This is a genomic window from Pseudomonas sp. P110(2024) (assembly GCF_057480795.1).
Window position 1 is genome coordinate 274172 of sequence record NZ_JBLIYT010000002.1, and the last position, 20792, is coordinate 294963.

Here is a 20792-nt window from a genome sequence, read left to right on the forward strand (position 1 = left end):
AAGTACTCGATGAAAAAGTTGCTGCTGCCCGCCCTGCTGATCGGCGCCTTCGCCACCTTGGCCGGCTGCTCCACCCCGAGCGTGATCACCCTCAACGATGGTCGCGAACTGCAGACCACCGACACTCCGCACTTCGACCGCAACTCCGGCTTCTACGAGTTCAAGCAACTGGACGGCAAGCCGACCCGCATCAACAAGGACCAGGTGCAGAGCATCAAGGACCTGTAATTGCGAAATGGCGGTTCAGGCAGGTCAAGCAAAACGCCCGATGCTCAGCATCGGGCGTTTTGCTTTTCAGGGCCTCAGAACGCCCAGTCCAGGGTCAGGCCGACCCCGTGGCTCTTGTCGCGGCTACCCAGCAGTCCGTTGTAGTCGAGGTTGACCCGGGCCTGACGCCCCAGGCTGATCCCCGCCCGTGCGCCAACCACCGCCGCATCACGGTCCAGGGACAGCGCCTGGACCTTGTAGCTATCGCCCTGGCCGGCAAAGGCCAGATGCTGGTCGGACCCGGTGGAGCTCAGGTTGTGCTGCCAACCCAGGGTGGCGGATAGCTCCACCGCCTGGCCGCTGGACAATTGCAGCTGCTTACCGGCGCGCATGCCCAGGGTAGAGAGCCAGGCATCACGGTTATCCCGCCCACCCTCGAGCGCGGCGGCGCCGCCATGTTCCTTGAAGCTGTCACTGGCGATATGCACATAGGCCAGGTTGGCGAACGGCTCCAGGGCCATGCCAGGCACCGCGACCTTCCAGGCGGCCTCGCCGAACACCTGGGTGCTCTGCGCATCACGCTTGCTCTTCTGGCGATCGCTGACCTCGTTGTACTGCAGCTCGCGCTTGGTCTCGATGCGATGCCAGCTGTGGCTGCCGCCCAGGCTCAGGCGCACCTGCTCCAGTTCCTTGCCGGCATAGGCACCCAAGTGGTAGCTGTCGACGCTGGCCGAGGAATGACGACCATCACCCATGCTCAGCGAGCTGTCGCTGTAGCCGGTGAAGACGCCAAGGCGGGTGTCCTCACTCATCTGCCCGTCGACACCCAGCAGCATGCCGCCGATCGAACTGCTGTAGCGCGCATGGCCAGAATCACCGTCGGCCTTGCCCCAGGCCCCGAGGGCCTTGACCCACAGGCCGTTGCCCTGGGCGTCCATGGCCGGCGCGGCGGCGACACCCTGCTGGCGGGTACGCTCGCCCACGGCGTCGCGCAACTGGCGACTATCGTTGAGCAGCAGATTGCCCACCGCCGGGTGGATTTCACCGGACAGTTGATCGAACGCCTGCCGGGCGCTGCCGGCATCAGCCGACAACAACAGGCTCTCGTAGACCGGATTGCCCGCGCCGAGCCGTTCGGCGGCCGCGGCCACCGAACGCTGGTTGGCGGTCAGGCCGACACTGGCGAAGCTGGCGCTACGTTGCACCGCCAGCTGCACCCCGGTGCCGGTGTAGGCCAGGCCACCACCAAGGAACAGCAGGTTGGACTGCACAGCGGCAAAACCGCCCTGCACGCCGCCAGCGGCCTGCAGGATGTCGAACTGACGTCCCACCAGGCTGGTTGCCGGCTGGGACTGCAGCGAAACCCCGGGATTCTGCAGATCCAGGGCCAGGTTCGCACCGTTTACAGAAACCGTGCCATCGCTGACCAGGCGGTCGCTGCCAGTAGCATCAAGCTCCACGGCATAGGTCGAGCCCGGTTGGAAGGTGACATCGGAGCCCACCCGCAGGGTGCCGATGGAGTTGCCTGGCGCCACCACCCCGCCACGGTTGACCACCAGCGCACCGATCCGGCCATTGCCGCCCAGCACGCCGCCGTCATTGACCGTCACCGTCGATTGCAACGAGCCATTGACCGCCAGCCGCCCCTGGTTGACCAGGGTTGGACCTGCGTAGGTGTTGTTGCCGCTGAGCACCAGGGTACCGATACCCTGCTTGGTCAGGCCACCATGGCCGGAGATATCGTTACTCCACAGGTCCAGTACGCAGCTAAGGCCGTTGCAGAGTCGCTGGGTCGGCCTACCGGCGTCCACCACGGCGCCGACACCCGGCAGATCAACCACGAACTGGCTCGGGCCGTAGCCGCCGGCGATGCGGAACTCCTCGGGGATGTCCTGCTCGGTGACCAACATGCCCGGACCGCGGATCCCCTTGTCCAGGTTGATCATGCCCCACCCGTACAAGGCATCGATGCCGGGCGCGCCCATGTCGGTGGCGGTGGTGCGCAGCACGCTGGCGATCTGTGCGCCGCTCATGTAGGGGAAGCGCTCCATCAGCACCGCCGCCGCGCCGGCGGCATGGGGCGCGGCCATGGACGTGCCGTTCTTGTTGGCATAGCCCTGGGTCAGGTCCTCCAGACTGGTGCCGCCGATCACCGCGCTGTAGATCCGGGTACCGGGAGCCGAGACGCAGAAGCTCGCGGTATAGCCGCAACGGGAAGAGAACGTGCTGGCCAGGTACGGGTTGGCGCTACTGGTGTCGGGGTTCTGCTGCAACGCCGCCACGGTCATCCAGTTCGGGGCGATGTCCGGAACGAAATAGCCCAGGCCGGCAATCGCGTCGGGGTTGTTCAGGTTGTAGTCGTTGCCGGCGGCGAAGATCGTCAGGACTCCGCTGCGGGCGGCGGCGATGGCCCCGTCGTAGGCGCCGCCCGGCAAGGTTCCCAGCAGTGGCTGTATCTGCGCGAACTGTGCGCGGGCATCGTCCACGGTAAAATGCGGAAAGTCCGGATTGCGCCCGCCCTTGGCGAAGCGATCGGTGATACCGATGCCCCAGCTGTTGTTGATGATCCGCGCGCCGCTGGCCACCAGGCTGTCCCAGCCGGCCTTGTACACCGCGCCATCGTTGCCCAGGACGATGCCATCCTCGGGGCCGGGGTCGCCGTTGTCGGCGCTGATGATCTGCGCATCATAGGCCACGCCGTGCATCGACTCGCCATCACGGTTGCCGGCGGCGATCCCGCCGACGTGGGTGCCGTGGGAGCCGAGCTTGCCGTCCGAGCCCACCGACGGGCTGCCGTCATAGCGGAACGCATCGCCGGCCTTCACCGGGATATAGGGGTCGGTGTACTGGCGAATGCCGCTGGTGACCAGGGTCACGATCTTGTCCTTGCCGGCGAACTCGGGGTGCGGGGCATATACCGGCTGGTCGAAAATCCCCAGCTTCACCCCCTTGCCGCTGTAGCCGGCGGCATAGGCGCTGTCGGCGTGGATCGCCCCCAGCCCCCAGTCGGCCTTGAACTCGCTGCTGCGCCAGCTGCCGGCATCGCCGAGGCGCCCACTCTCCACGTAGGGCGCGGCCTGGGCCGTGCCCATCAGCGCCGCCCAACCCACCAATGCCCGCCCCAGTGGGGCCAAGGCCCAGCCCTGCGCGAGTGCGCTGTCATCCTTTCTGACGTGCTTCACTACAACCTTCCTTAGTTTTGTTTTGGTTTAGTACCGCGTTGGTCACACTCCGTGTTGCAACGCCTGGCCCGTATCACGCCAGGGCGCTTCAGAACCGCCATTGCAGGTTGAGCCCTGCGCCATGCTGTTGCTCGCGACTGGCCAGGCGCCCCTGGTAGTCCAGGCTCAGGTCCAGGTCGCGGGTCAGCCCTACCCGTGCCTGCAGTCCCACCAGCGCGGCATCGCGCAAGGCCGGCGCGGTCTCCACCCGGAACGGCAGGTCGCTGCCAGCGAAAGCCAGGTGCTCAAGGCCCTGGGTGCCGCTCAGGCGATGCTGCCAGCCCAGGCTTGCCGCCAGTTGCAGGTCCTGCTGCGGGCCCAGCTGCCATTGCTGGCGCCCACGTAGGCCCAAGGTGCCGAGCCAGGCGTCGCGCTGCTCGTCACCGGCATGCAGCGCCGCGGCGTCGCCTTTCTCGTGGAAGCCGTCGCGCTCCAGGTGCTGGTAGGTCAGGTTGGCGAAAGGCTCCAGCTGTACCGCCGGCAACGCCAGGCGATAGGCCGCCTCGGCGAACACCTGCTGGCTGCGGGCATCGATCCGTGCGCGCTGGCGGCCAGACACCTCGCCATAGGCCAGGTCGCGCCGGACTTCGGCACGATGCCAGCTGTGGCTGGCGCCCAGGCTCAGGCGCAACTGGTCCAGGTCGTGGCGGGCATAGGCACCCAGGTGGTAGCTGTCGACCGTGGCCCGGGAGTGGCTGCCGCCCATGCCCAGGGAGCTGTCGCTGTAGCCTGCGGCCAGGCCGGCCCGGGTCTGCTCGTCAAGGTCATGGTCCACGCCCAGCAGCACGCCGCCCAGGGAACTGGTATAGGACTCGGTGCCTTGCACACCCTCGATGCGCCCCCAGCTGCCCAGGCCCTTGAGCCAGAGCTGAGTCGCACCCGACTCGCTGTCACCTTTTCCAGAGGCATTGGTAATCTGTGCGCGACCTTGCACTCGCTCACCCAGGGCATCGCGCAAGACCGAGCCCTGGCTGAGCAGCATCGAGTCCAGCGCCGGGTAGATCTCCCCGGCCAGCTGACGCAGGCCGTCCCGGGCCTGGTCCGCCGAGGTCGAAAGCAGCAGGCTTTCATACACGGGATTGCCCGGCCCCAACCGCTCCACGGCACCGCCGCTGGCGCGCTGGTTGGCCGTGGCACCAACACTGGCGTACGTCGTGGCGCTGCGCGTCACGTCCAGTTGCACGCCGTTGGCCGAATAATCAAGGAAGGTCCCCAGGAACAGGTAGTCGGGCTCGACCTGGGCGAAGCGCCCGTTGACGCCACCTGCGGCCTGCAGGATGTCGAACTGGCGCCCCACCAGGCTGGATACCGGGCCACCGGCCAAAAGGTTCGGCCGCGCCTTGGGCTCCAGGCTGAGATTGGCGCCGCCGACACTGGCCTGACCAGCAACGACAAGGCGGTCGCTGGCCGTGGGCGACAGTTCCACCCGGTAGGTCGAGCCCGGCTGCAAGTCCAGGTTGCCAGCGACACTCAAGGTGCCGATGGAGTTACCCGGGGCCACCACGCCCCCGGCGCTGGCGGTCAGGGCACCGACCCGCCCGTTGCCGCCCAGGGTACCGCCCGCGTTGACCGTCACCGCCGATTGCAGGCTGCCGTTGACCGCCAGCAGGCCGCCATCGACGCGGGTCGGGCCGCGGTAGCTGCTGTCACCCGTGAGCTCGAGCCAGCCAGCCCCGGACTTGACCAGGCTGCCCTGGTAGACCCGCCGCGCGGCAGCCGCGTCACGGGCCATGCCCAAGGCATAGTCACTGCGATCCTGCTGGCTGGCGCCCGCTGCCAGGCCATGCTCCCAGCCGCGATCCTTGAGGGTCTGCTGCCAGGCCTGGCGCTCTGCGGCGTCCTCGGTTTGACGCTGCACCAAGGCCTGGTCGGAGATGCCGTTACTCCAGCTATCGCCCTGCCCGCGCCCCAGGTTGACGTCGAATTCACCCAGCAACTGCCCGGGCCCGTGCAACGCCCGGCCCAGGTCCGGAACGCCCCAGCCTACCCGCTCGCTGGGTCCCTGGGTCGGCGAACCGTCGAGCTGGCGCGAGGTGGTCAGCAGCACTTGCAGGGCCTGCTGGTTGTTCAGGTAGGGATAGCGATCCATGACCAGGGCCAAGGCCCCTGTGGCATGAGGTGCGGCCATCGAGGTGCCGTTGTAGGTGGCGTAGCCGCCACCGGGCACGGTACTGCTGATCGCCGCGCCCGGGGTCGCCAGGCACCAGTACTTGGCGATGCCGCACTGGTTGTATTTCTGCTGGTTGTTCTTGTCCAGGCCCGACACCGCCAGCCAGTGGCCTTCCAGCTCCGGCTGGAAGTACGGCAGCGCCGAGCGCACGCTGGCATTGGCATAGCCGCTGTTGCCGGCGCTGAATACGTTGATCACGCCCCGACGCGCCACGTCGCCGGCGGCGTCGAGCCAGGTGTCCTGCTGGAAATGCTGAGCGTAGGCCGCGCGCAAGCCGTCCAGGGTCTGGTAGCTGACATCCTTGGGCTGGCTGCCCCAGCTGTTGTTGATGGCCCGTACACCGGCGTCCATCAGGGCATCGTAGACCGCCTTGAAATACTTGGGGTCAGGGCTGGGGCCGAACAGAAACTTGTCGTCGTGGTTGGTGTTGCCCACGTAGACCTGGGCATTGAAGGCCACGCCATGCATGCCAGCGCCATCACGGGCCGCACCCAGGGTGCCGGTGACATGGGTGCCATGGCTGTCGTTGGCGCCATTGAGTCCCCCGGTCACGCTGAACGGAGTGCCATCCAGGTACTGGCCGGTGGCGGTAACGGCGTGAAAACGCAAGGGGTTGGCTTCAGGGTGGGCGGCGTCGAATCCCGAATCCAGGGCGCCAATGCTGACGCCGGCGCCGGTGATGCCGGCGGCATAGGCCTGACTCGCCTGCATGCGCTCCAAGCCCCAGTCCTGCTGGTACTCGGCCGACCGCCAGCTGGCAGGGTCGCCCAGGCGACCGGTTTCCTGATAGGCCGCCACAGCAGGCAGCGGCAGTCCGGTGGCGAACGCCAGGCACAGGGTGCCCGTCAGCGCCTTGAGCTGATCACATCTCACATCCATGTCGATGACTTCTCTTGTTTTTGTTGTTGGGTCGCCCGTCCTGGGTCGACCGGTGTGTCGCTGCATTGCTCGGCCGCAAGGCCCTATCGAGCCAGAGGCGGTCGCCCGCCCCTGGCCAAGTTACTTCGGCCTCAGGCCTGGAGGCAGCCTACGGCTGCAAGTCGTGAGCTTCTGAAATTGCTTACAATAAGTCAATCGGCGTCGAAACATCTTCAGCGGTGCCGAACCTGCCCGGCCTGACTGCCCAACGCCTACTTGACCACCTTCAGGCTCGGACGGCCAGTGGGGCGTGGTGGCTCGGGCGGCCCATCATCATCCGGCTCGACGCCTTCAGCTTCATGGTCATCCTCATCCTCGAACGGCGGCTCCAGTTCAAAGACCATGCCCTGGCCGTTCTCCCGGGCATAGATCCCGAGGATGGCGCCGACCGGCACGAAGAGCGAGTGCGCAACGCCGCCAAAACGGCCTTCGAAACTCACCGCCTCGTTATCCATGTGCAGGCTGCGCACGGCACTGGGGGAGATGTTCAGGACGATCTGGCCATCGCTGGCGAAACCTTGGGGTACCTGGACCGCCGGATACTCGGCATTGACCAGCATATGCGGCGTGCAATCGTTGTCGACGATCCACTCGTACAGCGCACGAACAAGATAGGGGCGACTGGAGTTCATCAACGGTTCCTCTTAAACCTTGCGCATTTCACGTTCGGCAGCGGACAGGCTCGCCTGGAAAGGCTCGCGGGCGAACTGTCGCTCCATGTAATCCAGCAGCGGCTTGGCCTGCCGCGGCAACTCGATACCCATCACCGGCAAACGCCAGAGAATGGGCAGTAGACAGCAATCGACCAGGCTTTGCTCCTCGCTCATGAAGCAGGCCATCTCGCCGAACAGCGGCGCCACGCCGGTCAGGCTCTCGCGCAGCTCCTTGCGCGCCTGGGTGCGTGCCGCCTCGCTGCTGCGCGCATCAAGCACGGTGTCGGCCAGGGCGCACCAGTCACGCTGGATGCGGTGCATCAGCAGGCGGCTGTTGCCCCGGGCCACCGGGTAGACCGGCATCAGCGGCGGGTGCGGGTAACGCTCCTCGAGGTACTCCATCACCACGGTCGATTCGTACAGCGCCAGGTCGCGATCGACCAGGGTCGGCAAGCTGCCGTAAGGGTTCACTTCAATCAGCTTGGGCGGCAGGCGATTGGCGTCGACATCGATGATCTGCACCGTGACGCCTTTCTCCGCAAGCACCAGGCGGACCCGATGAGAGTAATGATCAGCGGGGTCGGAATAGCAGGCTAACCTGTTGGTTGCGCCCATGTAGCGCCTCCTCGCACGGGATGCTTGTAAAACTTAAATGAAAACGCGCCCGGGGCGCCCCAGCACTATCGCTGGAGCCCCCCGGGCGCGTTCAACTACCAGAAACTACTGCGTGATCAGTGCACGTCCTTCCAGTATTCGCGCTTGAGCAAGTAGGCGAACACGAAGAAGAAAGCCAGGTACAGCAACACGTAGGTACCGATGCGCTGGCTTTCCAGTTTGACCGGGTTGGCCGAATAGGCCAGGAAGGTCACCAGGTTCTTGACCTTCTCGTCGAACTGCTCGGCCGTCAGGGTACCGGATTTCTCCTCCACGGTCAGCTGGTCGCACGCCTCATGGGTCAGCGGGCTGCCGGTCAGCGGGTCGAACTGCTTCTTGCCATCGACCTCGGTCTGCACCTGCTTGCAACCGATCACCTGGTTACCCTGCAGGCCCACCAGCACGTTGGGCATGCCGACGTTCGGGAAGACCTTGTTGTTCACCCCGTATGGCCGCGTCTTGTCCTCGTAGAAGCTGCGCAGGTAGGTGTACAGCCAGTCGCTGCCACGCACCCGAGCGACCAGGGTCAGGTCGGGCGGCGCGGCGCCGAACCAGGTCTTGGCATCGCTGGGCTGCATGCCGATCTTCATGTGGTCGCCGATCTTGGCGCCGGTGAACACCAGGTTCTCGAGCATCACCTCATGCGGGATCCCCAGGTCGTCGGCGACTCGCTCGTACCGCTGGAACTTGGCGCTATGGCACCCCATGCAATAGTTGGCGAAAGTACGCGCGCCATCCTGCATCGCGGCCTTGTCGGTCAGGTCGATATCGACCTTGTCCAGCTCCAGGCCATGCTCGGCGGCGAAGGAAAGGCCAGGCATCAGTGCCAGCAAGCATACTGCAATAAACTTTTTCATCAGCCAGTCACCCTTTCCGGAACCGGTTTGGTCTTCTCGAGCCTTGTGTAGAACGGCATCAGCAGGAAGTACGCGAAGTACAGCACCGTGCACACCTGCGACAGCAAGGTACGCCCTGGTGTCGGCGCCAGCACGCCCAGTACACCAAGGATGATGAAGGCCACGCAGAACACCAGCAGGAAGATTTTGCTCAGCCAGCCTTTGTAGCGCATGGAGCGCACCGGACTGCGGTCGAGCCAGGGCAACACGAACAGCACGGCGATCGCCGCACCCATGGCGATGACCCCGAACAGCTTGTCGGGTACCGCACGGAGGATCGCGTAGAACGGCGTGAAGTACCACACCGGCGCGATGTGCTCAGGGGTCTTGAAGGCGTTGGCCTGCTCGAAGTTCGGTTTTTCCAGGAAGTAGCCACCCATTTCCGGGAAGAAGAACACCACCGCGCAGAACACGAAAAGGAACACCACCACGCCGACGATATCCTTGACGGTGTAGTAAGGGTGGAACGGGATGCCATCCAGCGGGATGCCGTTCTCGTCCTTTTTCTTCTTGATGTCCACGCCATCGGGGTTGTTCGACCCCACTTCGTGCAGCGCCAGGATGTGCAGCACCACCAGGCCGAGGATCACGATCGGCAGGGCCACCACATGCAGGGCGAAGAAGCGGTTCAGGGTGATGCCGGAGATCAGGTAATCACCACGAATCCACTGGGTCAGGTCATCACCGATGACCGGAATCGCGCCGAACAGCGAGATGATCACCTGGGCGCCCCAGTAGGACATCTGCCCCCACGGCAGCAGATAGCCCATGAACGCCTCGGCCATCAGCGCCAGGTAGATCAGCATGCCGAACAGCCAGACCAGTTCGCGTGGCTTCTGGTAGGAGCCGTAGAGCAGCCCGCGGAACATGTGCAGGTAGACCACGATGAAGAACGCCGAGGCGCCGGTGGAGTGCAGGTAGCGCAGGATCCAGCCGTATTCGACGTCGCGCATGATGTACTCGACCGAGGCGAAGGCCTCTTCCGCCGAGGGGGTGAAGCTCATGGTCAGCCACACGCCGGTGACGATCTGGTTGACCAGCACCAGCAGTGCCAGGGAGCCGAAGAAGTACAGGAAGTTGAAGTTCTTGGGCGCGTAATACTTGCTCAGATGGTCTTCCCACATCTTCGTCGCGGGGAAGCGCGCATCGATCCACTCCATGAACTTGCTCATCATGCGTTCTCCTGATCGACGCCGATGACGATGATTTCGTCCGACTCGTACGAGTGCGGTGGCACTGGCAGGTTGAGAGGGGCCGGCTGGGATTTGTAGACCCGGCCAGCCAGGTCATAGTGCGAGCCGTGGCATGGGCAAAAATAGCCACCGACCCATTTCGGGCCGAGGTCGGCGGGAGCGACTTCAGGACGGAACGTCGGCGAGCAACCCAGGTGAGTGCACAGGCCGACCAGGATGAGGATCTCGGGCTTGATCGAGCGAACTTGCGGATCGACGTAGGTCGGCTGCACCGACGCCTTGGACTCGGGGTCGGACAGCTCACCGGTGATCTTTTTCAGATTGCCGAGGATCTCTTCCGTTCGCCGCACGATGAATACAGGTTGACCGCGCCACTCGGCCACCATCTGCTGGCCGGGCTCGACCTTGGCGATATTGACCTTCACCGGTGCCCCTGCGGCTTTCGCCTTGGCACTGGGAAACCATGACCCCACGAACGGTACCGCAGCCCCCACTGCCCCCGCTGCCCCGACCACGGATGTCGCGGCTACGAGGAAGCGGCGCCGGCCTGCGTTGACGCCGTCATTGCTCATTCAGTCCTCTCCCATCAGCTTGCTTGGCCTGCTCTAACAGGCATCTACTTAGGTATGTCTGTGGCACTAAAAATTGGCCGCAATGGTAAGGAACAAATCCACACGCTGACAAGGTGATTACCCGCTCGTCGGGCTACAACCCTCGCTTTGCTTGATCTGTGTCTATGCGACAAACGGCCACGGACTGACAGAGAGGTTAGTTCAAGACATAAAAAAAGCCCGGTTCCAAAAAGGAACCGGGCTTTTTTCGACTGCCGAAGCGGTATTAACGCTTGGAGTACTGAGGACGCTTACGCGCTTTACGCAGACCCACTTTCTTACGCTCGACTTCACGAGCGTCGCGGGTGACGTAGCCAGCACGACGCAGGGCGCCACGCAGGGTTTCGTCGTATTCCATCAGGGCGCGGGTGATGCCGTGGCGGATTGCACCGGCTTGACCGCTGACACCACCACCGGAAACGGTGACGTAGATGTCGAACTTCTCAACGGTCTCGGTCAGTTCCAGCGGCTGGCGAACAACCATGCGAGCGGTTTCGCGGCCGAAGAACACGTCCAGAGAACGGTTGTTGATGGAAATGTTGCCAGTGCCCGGACGCAGGAATACACGTGCGGTTGCGGTCTTGCGACGGCCAGTGCCGTAGTTTTGAGTCGCCGACATAATGAACTATCCCGTTAGATCTTCAGTTCTTGAGGCTGCTGAGCAGTGTGTGGGTGAGCTGCACCCGCGTACACTTTCAGCTTGCGGTACATGTCGCGACCCAGCGGGTTCTTCGGCAGCATGCCTTTGACCGCGGTTTCGATAACACGCTCAGGGGCCTTGGCGATCAACTTCTCGAAGTTGATTTCCTTGATACCGCCCGGGAAGCCGGAGTGGGAGTAGTACATCTTGTCGGAAGACTTGGCACCAGTCACACGGATTTGCTCGGCGTTGATGACGACGATGTAGTCGCCGGTGTCAACGTGAGGGGTGTATTCTGGCTTGTGCTTGCCACGCAGGCGGCTAGCGATTTCGGTAGCCAGACGACCCAGGGTCTGACCAGCGGCGTCGACTACGAACCACTCGCGCTTTACTGTTTCCGGTTTAGCAGTAAAAGTTTTCATTCTCTAAAGCCTCAGAGGCCGCCCAGCGAAAAATAGACGGCGAATCTTACTGGATAGTGCACAACTTGCCAAGGGCAAGCGCGCAGCCGAACGCTGACGCTTTTGGGGGCTCGGGTCGGGCACGCCAATGTTCGACAAGGGTTCCCCTGCATGGTGGTGCATCACTTCCGCCACACGGAGAGGGGCCGAATTATCCAGATTGCAGGAAAAATTTCAACCTGCTTTTATGGGCCTCTTTGCCATGGAGCGTCTTCCCGATGGAATACCGCAAGCTCGGCCGTACCGACCTCAACGTCAGCGCCCTGTGCCTGGGCACCATGACCTGGGGCGAGCAGAACACCCAGGACCAGGCCTTCGCCCAGATCGCCCTGGCCAAGGCCCGGGGCATCAACTTCATCGACACCGCCGAGATGTACCCAGTGCCACCGCGCCCGGAAACCTACGCCGCCACCGAGCGCATCATCGGCAACTGGTTCGCCGCCAACGGCGACCGCGACGACTGGATCCTGGCCAGCAAGGTCGCCGGCCCCGGCAACGGTATCAGCCACATCCGCGACGGCCAGCTCAAACACAATCGCCAGCACATCGTCGCCGCCCTGGACGAGAGCCTCAAGCGCCTGCAGACCGACCGCATCGACCTGTACCAGCTGCACTGGCCCGAACGCAGCACCAACTTCTTCGGCAAACTTGGTTACCAGCACCTGCCCCAGGACATCTTCACCCCGCTGGAGGAAACCCTGGAGGTACTCGACGAGCAGGTCCGCGCCGGCAAGATCCGCCATGTCGGCCTGTCCAACGAAACCCCATGGGGCACCCTGAAGTTCCTGCACCTGGCCGAGACCCGCGGCTGGCCGCGGGCGGTGTCGATCCAGAATCCCTACAACCTGCTCAACCGCAGCTTCGAGGTGGGCCTGGCGGAGGTGGCGATCCGCGAGCAATGCGGTCTGCTGGCCTATTCGCCGCTGGCCTTCGGCATGCTCTCGGGCAAGTACGAAAATGGCGCCCGTCCGGCGAACGCCCGCCTGACCCTGTTCAGCCGCTTCGCCCGCTACTCCAACCCGCAGACCGTGGCTGCCTGCGGCCGCTACGTGCAACTGGCCCGCGAGCACGGCCTGGACCCGGCGCAGATGGCGCTGGCGTTCGTGACGCGCCAGCCTTTCGTGACCAGCAACATCATCGGCGCCACCAGCCTCGATCAGTTGCGCAGCAATATCGACAGCCAAGCGCTGAACCTGGGCGATGAGCTGGTGGCAGCGATCGAGGCGGTGCATCAGGAGCAGCCGAACCCGGCGCCTTGAGCGGCTACCGAGTCACCAGGCAAGCCCGGCGCGGATGCGTGGGAGCGGGCTTGCCCCACCGAGAGAGATCGTACTTTGGCGGGGTAGACACAATCGCCAAAAAATAAGACGATCCAGCCGGTGATTGACCACTCTACCCTATAAGAACAATGACAATGATGTTTACCCAACCCTCCGCGTCCTTGCGGCGCGTCAGTATCCTGGCCGTGGACAAAGTCTTCGCTTCGACACTGATGCAGGCCAAGGATTTCTTCCACCTGGCCAGCCTGCGCTACAGCAAGCAGCTGGGGCTGGGCCTGCAACCGATGTTCGAGATCGGCCTGGTGAGCCCGGACGGCTTGCCCGTGGACAGCTTCAGCAACGTGCAACTGCCGGTCGACAGCGGCCTGAACGACGCCGACGTGATCATCCTGCCGGCCTTCTGGGACGACTTCGACAACCTGCTGCAACGTTACCCCCAGGTCCTGCCCTGGCTGCGCGAGCAGCATGCCCGCGGCGCGGTGCTGTGCGCCGAGGCCAGCGGCGTGTTCTGGCTGGCCGAATCCGGGCTGCTGGATGGTAAGGAGGCGACCACCTACTGGCGCTTCTTCGCCAGCTTCGCCGAGCGCTTCCCGAAGATCCGCCTGAACCAGGACAAGCACCTGACCGACGCCGACAACCTGTACTGCGCCGGCGGCACCACCTCGGCCTGCGACCTGTACATCTACCTGATCGAGCGTTTCTGCGGCGCCAACGTGGCCCGCGCCGTGGCCCGCGACATCCTCTACGAGGTGCAGCGCAGCTACACCCCGGGGCGCATGGGCTTCGGCGGCCAGAAGCTGCACCAGGACCTGATCATCCTGCAGATCCAGCACTGGCTCGAGGAGCACTTCGCCGACAAGTTCCGCTTCGAGGACGTGGCCCGCAACCACGGCATGAGCATCCGCAACTTCATGCGCCGCTTCCAGAGCGCCACCGGCGACAAGCCCCTGCACTACCTGCAGCGGCTACGGATCGAGACGGCCAAGGGCCTGCTGTCGAGCACGCGCAAAAGCATCAAGACCATCAGCTATGAGGTGGGGTACGACGACGCGAGCTTCTTCGCCCGGTTGTTCCGCCAGCATACGGAGCTATCGCCGAATCAGTATCGGCAGCAGTTCATGCAGGAGGCCTGAAAATCGCCGGGGCTGCTTTGCAGCCCCGGATTCTTAGGGCTTGTGCGCCCGCGACAGGAACTCGTGGGACTGCATTTCCAGCAAGCGGCTGAGCGTGCGCTGGAACTCGAAGCTCAGGCGCCCGCCGGTGTACAGGTCCTTGAGCTCCACCTCGGCCGAGATGATCAGCTTCACGTTGCGGTCGTAGAACTCGTCGACCATGTTGATGAAGCGCCGGGCGATGTCGTCGGTGGTCACGCCCATCTGCTCGACGTTGCTCAGCAGCACGGCATGGAAGATCTTGCCCAGCTCGATGTAGTCGTTCTGGCTGCGCGGCCCGTCGCACAGGGCGCGGAAGTCGAACCAGGCAACGTCGTCGCAGGTGCGCAGGGCATGGATCGGGCGGTTCTCGATCATCAGCACGTCATTGTCGACAGCCTGGGTGCATTCCGGGGTCAGCGCCTTGAAGCTCGCCCGCAGGCTCTCGTGGGCCGCCTCGTTGAGCGGGAAGTGGTACAGCTCGGCCTGTTCCAGGTGACGCAGGCGGTAGTCGACGCCGCTGTCGACATTCACCACATCGGTGTACTGCTTGATCATGGCGATGGCCGGCAGGAAGCGCGCACGCTGCAGGCCGTCCTTGTACAGGCCGTCGGGGACGATGTTGGAGGTAGCCACCAGCGACACGCCGTTCTTGAACAGCTCTTCCATCAGGGTGCCGAGGATCATCGCATCGGTGATGTCGGAGACGAAGAACTCGTCGAAGCAGATCACCTTGGCCTCTTCGCTGAAGCGTTTGGCGATGATGGTCAGCGGGTTCTTCTCGCCCTTGAGGGTCTTCATCTCCTCGTGGACGCGCTTCATGAAGCGGTGGAAGTGCGTGCGCATCTTCTGCTTGAACGGCAGCGCTTCATAGAAGGTGTCGACCAGGTAGGTCTTGCCTCGCCCTACCCCACCCCAGAAGTACAGACCCTTGACCGGCGTCTGCTCCTTCTTGCCGAACAGCTTGCCGAACACGCCCGGCTTGTTGTTCTGCGCGCGCACCAGGTCGTCGTACAGGCGCTGCAGGTGACGCACCGCAGTTTCCTGCGCCGCATCATGGAAGAAGTCGGGACGTTTCAGATCTGCTTGATAGCGTTCTAGAGGAGTCATGATTTCGTTAGCGAGGCAACAAAAAACGGGCCGTCACTGTAGCGACCGGCCCGCCTGATGGCAATGATACATGCGACCACTTGCCTCATTACCTGCCTAGTGGGAGCGGCCTTGTGTCGCGAAAGGGCCGCAAAGCGGCCCCGGCAGTTCTGCATGAAACAGAGATTCTGGGGCCGCTACGCGCCCCTTTCGCGACACAAGGCCGCTCCTACAGCGTAGGCGTATCAGTCCTGCTGCGGCGCCAGGGCCTCGCGCAGGCTTGCGATGGCCGCGTCACGGGCCTCGGCGGCCTCGAACTGCGGCCCGTCGGCAACCTGCTCGCCCTCCAGCCACAGGCTGAAGCTCAGGCCCTCTACCCGTACATCGGCCTCGCCACCTTGCTGCAGTTGCTTGCTCACCGCACCGGCGCTCTTGCCATCGGCGAAGCTGCGCGACAGCAGCAGTTGCTCGCCATCGGCGGCCAGCAGTCGGAAGCGGAAGCTGCCGTCTTCATCGCGGAAGCTGACGAAGCGGGCGGTCTTGGCGGCCTTCTTCTTCACTTCAGTGGTGGCTTGCACGGTGGTGCGGAACGAACGCAGACCAACCGCTTCACGCAGCTGTTCGAGGAATGGCGTGGCAATCTTGCGAGCCTTGGCGGCGCCAGCAAGGAGAATGTCCTCCAGGTCCGACGGGCGCGAAATCAGCTGGTGGTAGTGCTCGCGCTTTTCCGCCAGCTGGCCGTCGAGCAGCTGGAACAGGCGCTGCTTGGCCTCGCCCCAGCCCAGGCCCTGCACCAGCTCTTCACGGAACGCGGCGCATTGCGCTGGCGTGGAGAAGGCCTGGAACAGGGTGAAAAGGTGCGAATTGTCCGGATCCTTGGCCTCGCCCGGCGCCTTGGAGTCGGTGACGATGCGCGAGATGGCGTCTTTCATGTCCTTGGCGCTGGTGAACAACGGGATGGTGTTGTCGTAGCTCTTGGACATCTTGCGCCCGTCCAGGCCTGGCAGGGTCGCCACGCTTTCCTCGATCACCGCTTCCGGCAAAGCGAAGAAGTCCTTGCCCTGGCCGAACAGGTGGTTGAAGCGCTGGCCGATGTCGCGGGCCATTTCCACATGCTGGATCTGGTCACGGCCGACCGGCACCTTGTTGGCGTTGAACATCAGGATGTCGGCGGCCATCAGCACCGGGTAGCTGAACAGGCCCATGGTCACGCCGGCGTCCGGGTCTTCGCCGGCCTCGACGTTCTTGTCCACCGAAGCCTTGTAGGCGTGGGCGCGGTTGAGCAGGCCCTTGGCGGCGACGCAGGTCAGCAGCCAGGTCAGCTCGGGGATTTCGGGGATGTCCGACTGGCGGTAGAAGGTCACCTTGTCCGGATCCAGGCCGCCGGCCAGCCAGGTGGCGGCGATCTCCAGGCGCGAGCGCTGGATGCGCTGCGGGTCGTCGCACTTGATCAGGGCGTGGTAGTCGGCCAGGAAGTAGAACGAGTCGACGCCGGGCTGCTGGCTGGCGAGGATGGCCGGGCGGATGGCGCCGGCGTAGTTGCCCAGGTGCGGGGTGCCGGTGGTGGTGATACCGGTGAGGATGCGCGTGGTCATGGGTGTTCGCTTATTCAGGCTTGGCTCAGTTCGAAAGGCGCGGCAGCAGCAGATCCTTCAGATCGGTCAGCTTGCCATGGAAGAAGTGTCCGCATTCTGCCACTTTCAGCAGCTCATGGGGGCGCGACAGGTCATTCGACCAGTCGTAGACCAGCTGCGGATCGACCACCTCGTCGGTGTCCGGCTGCACCACCGTGAGGTCGACGCGCTCGGGCAGCGGGAACTGCTCGCTCAAGCGCATCACCGCCGGGGCGATCATGAACAGGTGTTGCAGGGCCGCGCCCCCGGCCTCCAGGCGCCCGGCCAGGCTGGCGGCAACGAAGCCACCGAAGGAGAAGCCCATCAGCACCAGGGGCAGCTCGGGATGCTGCGCGCGTAGCCAGGCGGCAGCGGCCTCGGCGTCGGCCACTTCACCGGCACCCATGTCATGGCTGCCGGCACTCTGGCCGACACCGCGGTAGTTGAAGCGCAAGGTGACGTAGCCGGCGTCACGGGCGGTGCGTTGCAGGGTCGACACCACCTTGTTGAGCATGGTGCCGCCCTGGACCGGGTTGGGGTGGCAGATCAGCACCGCGCCACGGGCGTCGGCCACGTCCAGGTACAAGGCTTCCAGCTGGCCGCACGGGCCATCGATGAACAAGGGTGTTTCGCGGATAAGCAAGGCACTACTCCGTGACCTCGAGGAGGGTCGACTCGTCTAGCTGAGGAATTCTGTTCTGATTTGCGATCGCTCGCGGTATACAGCGCAGGTCTGAGCCGTTAACGTAAAGCAAAGCCGTTTATAGAGGAAGGACTCGTGGAACACTCGCTCCTTGTTTGGTTGCTGCCGACCCTGGCCCTGGTTGTCGGCGTCGTCGTCGGTTTCGCGCTGGCCCGCCTGCTGCCCAATGCGGCACCGAGCAACACCCAACGCCAGCTGGATGACATCCAGCAGCGCTTCGACAATTACCAGAATGAAGTGGTGACCCACTTCAACAGCACCGCTTCGCTGGTCAAGAAGCTGACCCAGAGCTACCAGGACGTCCAGGATCACCTGGCCGACGGCGCCAACCGCCTGGCCCTGGACGAGCTGACCCGCCAGCGCCTGCTGGCCGCGCTGCACTCGGAAGCCGCGCAAGGCCCGCGCGATCGCCTGACACCGCCGAAGGACACCGCCGAGGTGCCGCGCGACTACGCACCGAAGGCCCCGAATTCGCCGGGCATGCTCGACGAGAGCTACGGGCTCAAGCGTTGAGTCGATGACATGAAGAAGGCCTCGAAAGAGGCCTTTTTTGTGAGCGTGATCTACCAGACATATCCCTCCGTGGGAGCGGGCTTGCCCCGCGACAGGGCCAGCCCAGATCACCTCACCGATACCAGGCCGCCCCCTCCTCGCCAATCCCATACCGCGCCCTTGCCTGCCCCAGCACATCTGCCGGCAGCACGCCCTGGCACACCAGCCCGTACAATGCCGCCAGCACCACGGCATGCCGATCCACCTCGAAGAACCGCCGCAGTTGTTGACGCGTATCACTGCGTCCGAATCCATCGGTGCCCAGGGTGATGTAGGGCGCCTGTACATACTCGGCAATCAGTTGCGGCCAGGCACGCACATAGTCGCTGGCCGCGATCACCGGGGCATCACCTGGCAGGCTATGACGCACGTGACAATCCGCTTGCTCCCCGGCCATCGCCAGGCGTTGCGCATCCCTGGCCCCACGCGCCAGCTCGCTGAAGCTGGTGACGCTGAACACCTCGCTGTCGACCTGCCAGTCGCTGGCCAACAACTCGCCGGCGGCGATCACCTCGCGCAGGATGGTGCCCGAACCCAACAGCCGTACCTGGCCACGGGACGCTGCCGACGCATGCCGGGCAAGCCGGTACATGCCTCGCAACACATCCTCGTGCACGTCCTCGGGCAATGACGGCTGCGGGTAGTTTTCATTCATCACCGCCACATAGTGGAACTCGTCCCGCTGCTCTACCAGCATGCGCCGCGCGGCATGCTCGAGGATCACCGCCAGCTCGCCGGCAAAGCACGGGTCCCAGGCACGGCAATTGGGCACCATGGAAGCCATGACCAGGCTCGAGCCGTCCTGGTGCTGCAGCCCCTCGCCACCCAGCGTGGTACGCCCCGCGGTGGCGCCGAGCAACAGGCCGCGGGCGCGCTGGTCGGCGGCGGCCCAGATCAGGTCGCCGACCCGCTGGAAGCCGAACATCGAGTAATAGATGTACACCGGCAGCATCGCCTCGCCATGCACGGCATAGGCAGTCGCCGCCGCGATCCAGGAAGAGATCGCCCCGGCCTCGGTGATGCCCTCCTCCAGCAACTGGCCGTCGCGCGCTTCCTTGTAGACCAGCAGCGAACCGGCGTCCTCCGGCTCGTAGCGTTGCCCCTGGGGCGAGTAGATGCCGATCTGGCGGAACAGGCTGGCAATGCCGAAGGTGCGTGCCTCGTCGGCGACGATCGGCACCACCCGCGGCCCCAATCCCGGCACCTTGAGCCAGTTGCCAAGCAGGCGCACGGCAGCCATGGTGGTGGACATCTCCTTGCCCTCGGCGCGCAGGGCAAAGCCGGCGAAGCTGTCCAGGTCCGGCACGGGCAGGCCGGCGCAGTCGCTGCGCCGCACCGGCAGCGGCCCGCCCAGGGCCTCGCGGCGCTGGCGCAGGTAGATCATCTCCGGGCTGTCGGCGGCCGGACGGTAGAAACGCAACTGCTCCACTTCCTCGTCCGACAGCGGCAGGTGGAAGCGGTCGCGGAAGGCCAGCAGTGCCTGAACATCGAGCTTCTTGGCCTGGTGCGCGGTCATCCGCGACTCACCGGCACTGCTCATGCCGTAGCCTTTCTTGGTCTTGGCCAGGATCACCGTCGGCCGGCCCTTGCAGGCCTTGGCCGCGGCATAGGCGGCATGCAGCTTGCGAAAATCGTGGCCACCGCGCTTGAGGGCGTTGATCTCGTCGGCGCTCATGTGCGCCACCAAGCGCTGCAGGGCCGGGTTCTGCTTGAAGAAGTGCTCGAGGTTGTAGCTGCCGTCCTTGGCGCCGAGGGTCTGGAATTGCCCGTCGGGTGTCGCCGCCAGCTGGCGCAGCAGCGCATGCTCATGATCCCGGGCGAACAGCGCGTCCCACTCCGAGCCCCACAGCACCTTGATCACGTTCCAGCCGGCGCCGCTGAACAGCGCTTCGAGTTCCTGGATGATCTGGCCGTTGCCACGCACCGGGCCATCCAGGCGCTGCAGATTGCAGTTGACGATGAAGGTCAGGTTGTCCAGGCCTTCGCGGGCCGCCAGGGTCAGGCCGGCGATCGATTCCGGCTCGTCCATCTCGCCATCGCCGAACACGCCCCACACATGCCGCGCCGAAGTATCGAGCAGACCGCGGTGCTGCAGGTAGCGCATGAACCGCGCCTGGTAGATGGCATTGAGCGGGCCGATGCCCATGGAGCCGGTGGGGAACTGCCAGAAGTCAGGCATCAGCCAGGGATGCGGATAGGAGCACAGGCCGTTTCCCGCGACCTCCTGGCGGTAGTTGGCCAGTTGCGCCTCGCTCAGGCGCCCTTCAAGGAAGGCGCGGGCGTAGATACCCGGCGCCGAGTGCGGCTGGAAGAACACCAGGTCGCCACTGCGCTGCGCGCCGCCGCCCTCGCCCCGGAAAAAGTGCTGGAAACCGACCTCGAAGATTTCCGCCGCCGAGGCATAGCTGGCGATATGCCCGCCCAGCTCGCCGTAGGCATGGTTGGCCCGTACCACCATGGCCAGGGCGTTCCAGCGCAGGATGCCGGTGATTCGCTCGTCCAGTTCCAGGTCGCCCGGATAGTTGCCCTGCTGCTCCACCGGCAAAGTGTTGCGGTAGGCCGAGAAGGCCTGGGCCTCACGCTCCAGGCCCAGCTCCAGGGCATGGGCCTGCAGGCGCTGCAGCAGGTAGCGCGCCCGTGCCGGCCCGCAGTGGGCCAGGGTCGAGGACAGGGCCTCGCACCACTCGGCGGTTTCCCCGGGGTCACTGTCCAGCGCGGTTTCCAGGGCCGTCAACGGCTCGTTCGGGTTCATCATTGCTACCATCGCGCAGGCCTCGTCC

17 protein-coding genes are annotated in these 20792 nt (G+C 64.5%); 4 read left to right on the forward strand and 13 right to left on the reverse strand.

Annotation, left to right across the window (positions count from 1 at the left end; genetic code table 11):
- The first annotated feature begins 9 nt into the window (after window positions 1-9).
- Window positions 10-228, forward strand: a complete 219-nt coding sequence (locus tag AC25ND_RS04205; protein ID WP_028689754.1) for a YgdI/YgdR family lipoprotein — start codon at window positions 10-12, stop codon at window positions 226-228.
- 74 nt (window positions 229-302) lie between these two features.
- On the opposite strand, the gene AC25ND_RS04210 is transcribed toward AC25ND_RS04205, so the two are convergent.
- From AC25ND_RS04210 to rplM, 9 genes are all read right to left on the reverse strand, one after another.
- A complete protein-coding gene (locus AC25ND_RS04210; protein ID WP_189662021.1) occupies window positions 303-3299 on the reverse strand; it encodes an autotransporter domain-containing protein in 2997 nt (998 codons plus the stop codon).
- 178 nt (window positions 3300-3477) lie between these two features.
- Entirely contained in the window at window positions 3478-6477 is a 3000-nt protein-coding gene (eprS, locus tag AC25ND_RS04215; RefSeq protein ID WP_486976117.1) for an autotransporter serine peptidase EprS, read from the reverse strand.
- A gap of 251 nt (window positions 6478-6728) precedes the next feature.
- Entirely contained in the window at window positions 6729-7148 is a 420-nt protein-coding gene (locus AC25ND_RS04220; RefSeq protein WP_062364059.1) for a ClpXP protease specificity-enhancing factor, read from the reverse strand.
- A 12-nt stretch (window positions 7149-7160) separates the two neighbouring features.
- Window positions 7161-7784, reverse strand: a complete 624-nt coding sequence (locus AC25ND_RS04225) for a glutathione S-transferase N-terminal domain-containing protein (protein WP_028689758.1) — start codon at window positions 7782-7784, stop codon at window positions 7161-7163.
- 116 nt (window positions 7785-7900) lie between these two features.
- Window positions 7901-8680 (reverse strand): cytochrome c1, encoded by a 780-nt coding sequence (locus tag AC25ND_RS04230; protein WP_028689759.1) that lies wholly within the window; start codon window positions 8678-8680, stop codon window positions 7901-7903.
- Window positions 8680-9891, reverse strand: coding sequence for a cytochrome b (locus AC25ND_RS04235; protein WP_028689760.1), 1212 nt, complete (start codon window positions 9889-9891; stop codon window positions 8680-8682). Before AC25ND_RS04235 ends, AC25ND_RS04230 begins: the two co-directional genes overlap by 1 nt.
- The gene (gene petA / locus AC25ND_RS04240; protein WP_023628711.1) at window positions 9891-10484 is read right to left on the reverse strand and encodes a ubiquinol-cytochrome c reductase iron-sulfur subunit; all 594 of its coding nucleotides are present in this window, start codon (window positions 10482-10484) and stop codon (window positions 9891-9893) included. Before petA ends, AC25ND_RS04235 begins: the two co-directional genes overlap by 1 nt.
- Before the next feature lie 265 nt (window positions 10485-10749).
- Window positions 10750-11142, reverse strand: coding sequence for a 30S ribosomal protein S9 (gene rpsI, locus AC25ND_RS04245; protein ID WP_003260797.1), 393 nt, complete (start codon window positions 11140-11142; stop codon window positions 10750-10752).
- A 14-nt stretch (window positions 11143-11156) separates the two neighbouring features.
- Window positions 11157-11585, reverse strand: a complete 429-nt coding sequence (gene rplM, locus AC25ND_RS04250; RefSeq protein WP_008097538.1) for a 50S ribosomal protein L13 — start codon at window positions 11583-11585, stop codon at window positions 11157-11159.
- Between the two features lie 257 nt (window positions 11586-11842).
- Here rplM and AC25ND_RS04255 point away from each other — a divergent pair, with 257 nt between their 5' ends.
- Window positions 11843-12883: an NADP(H)-dependent aldo-keto reductase gene (locus tag AC25ND_RS04255; protein ID WP_062364057.1), complete on the forward strand. Its 1041-nt coding sequence runs from the start codon at window positions 11843-11845 to the stop codon at window positions 12881-12883.
- 257 nt (window positions 12884-13140) lie between these two features.
- Window positions 13141-14037 (forward strand): GlxA family transcriptional regulator, encoded by an 897-nt coding sequence (locus AC25ND_RS04260; protein ID WP_167388431.1) that lies wholly within the window; start codon window positions 13141-13143, stop codon window positions 14035-14037.
- A gap of 33 nt (window positions 14038-14070) precedes the next feature.
- On the opposite strand, the gene zapE is transcribed toward AC25ND_RS04260, so the two are convergent.
- From zapE to AC25ND_RS04275, 3 genes are all read right to left on the reverse strand, one after another.
- On the reverse strand, window positions 14071-15165 hold the full coding sequence (gene zapE, locus AC25ND_RS04265) for a cell division protein ZapE (RefSeq protein WP_028689763.1): 1095 nt from the start codon (window positions 15163-15165) through the stop codon (window positions 14071-14073).
- A gap of 224 nt (window positions 15166-15389) precedes the next feature.
- On the reverse strand, window positions 15390-16739 hold the full coding sequence (locus AC25ND_RS04270; protein ID WP_028689764.1) for a tryptophan--tRNA ligase: 1350 nt from the start codon (window positions 16737-16739) through the stop codon (window positions 15390-15392).
- A gap of 25 nt (window positions 16740-16764) precedes the next feature.
- Window positions 16765-17400, reverse strand: coding sequence for an alpha/beta hydrolase (locus AC25ND_RS04275; RefSeq protein ID WP_028689765.1), 636 nt, complete (start codon window positions 17398-17400; stop codon window positions 16765-16767).
- A 135-nt stretch (window positions 17401-17535) separates the two neighbouring features.
- Here AC25ND_RS04275 and AC25ND_RS04280 point away from each other — a divergent pair, with 135 nt between their 5' ends.
- Window positions 17536-17973 carry a Z-ring associated ZapG family protein gene (locus tag AC25ND_RS04280; protein WP_028689766.1) on the forward strand — a complete coding sequence of 146 codons (438 nt, stop codon included), beginning with the start codon at window positions 17536-17538 and terminating at the stop codon, window positions 17971-17973.
- A 112-nt stretch (window positions 17974-18085) separates the two neighbouring features.
- Here the strand turns inward: AC25ND_RS04280 and mdeB are convergent, their stop codons facing one another.
- Complete coding sequence (mdeB, locus tag AC25ND_RS04285) at window positions 18086-20776, reverse strand: alpha-ketoglutarate dehydrogenase (RefSeq protein WP_486976118.1); 2691 nt, start codon at window positions 20774-20776, stop codon at window positions 18086-18088.
- Between the last annotated feature and the right edge of the window lie 16 nt (window positions 20777-20792).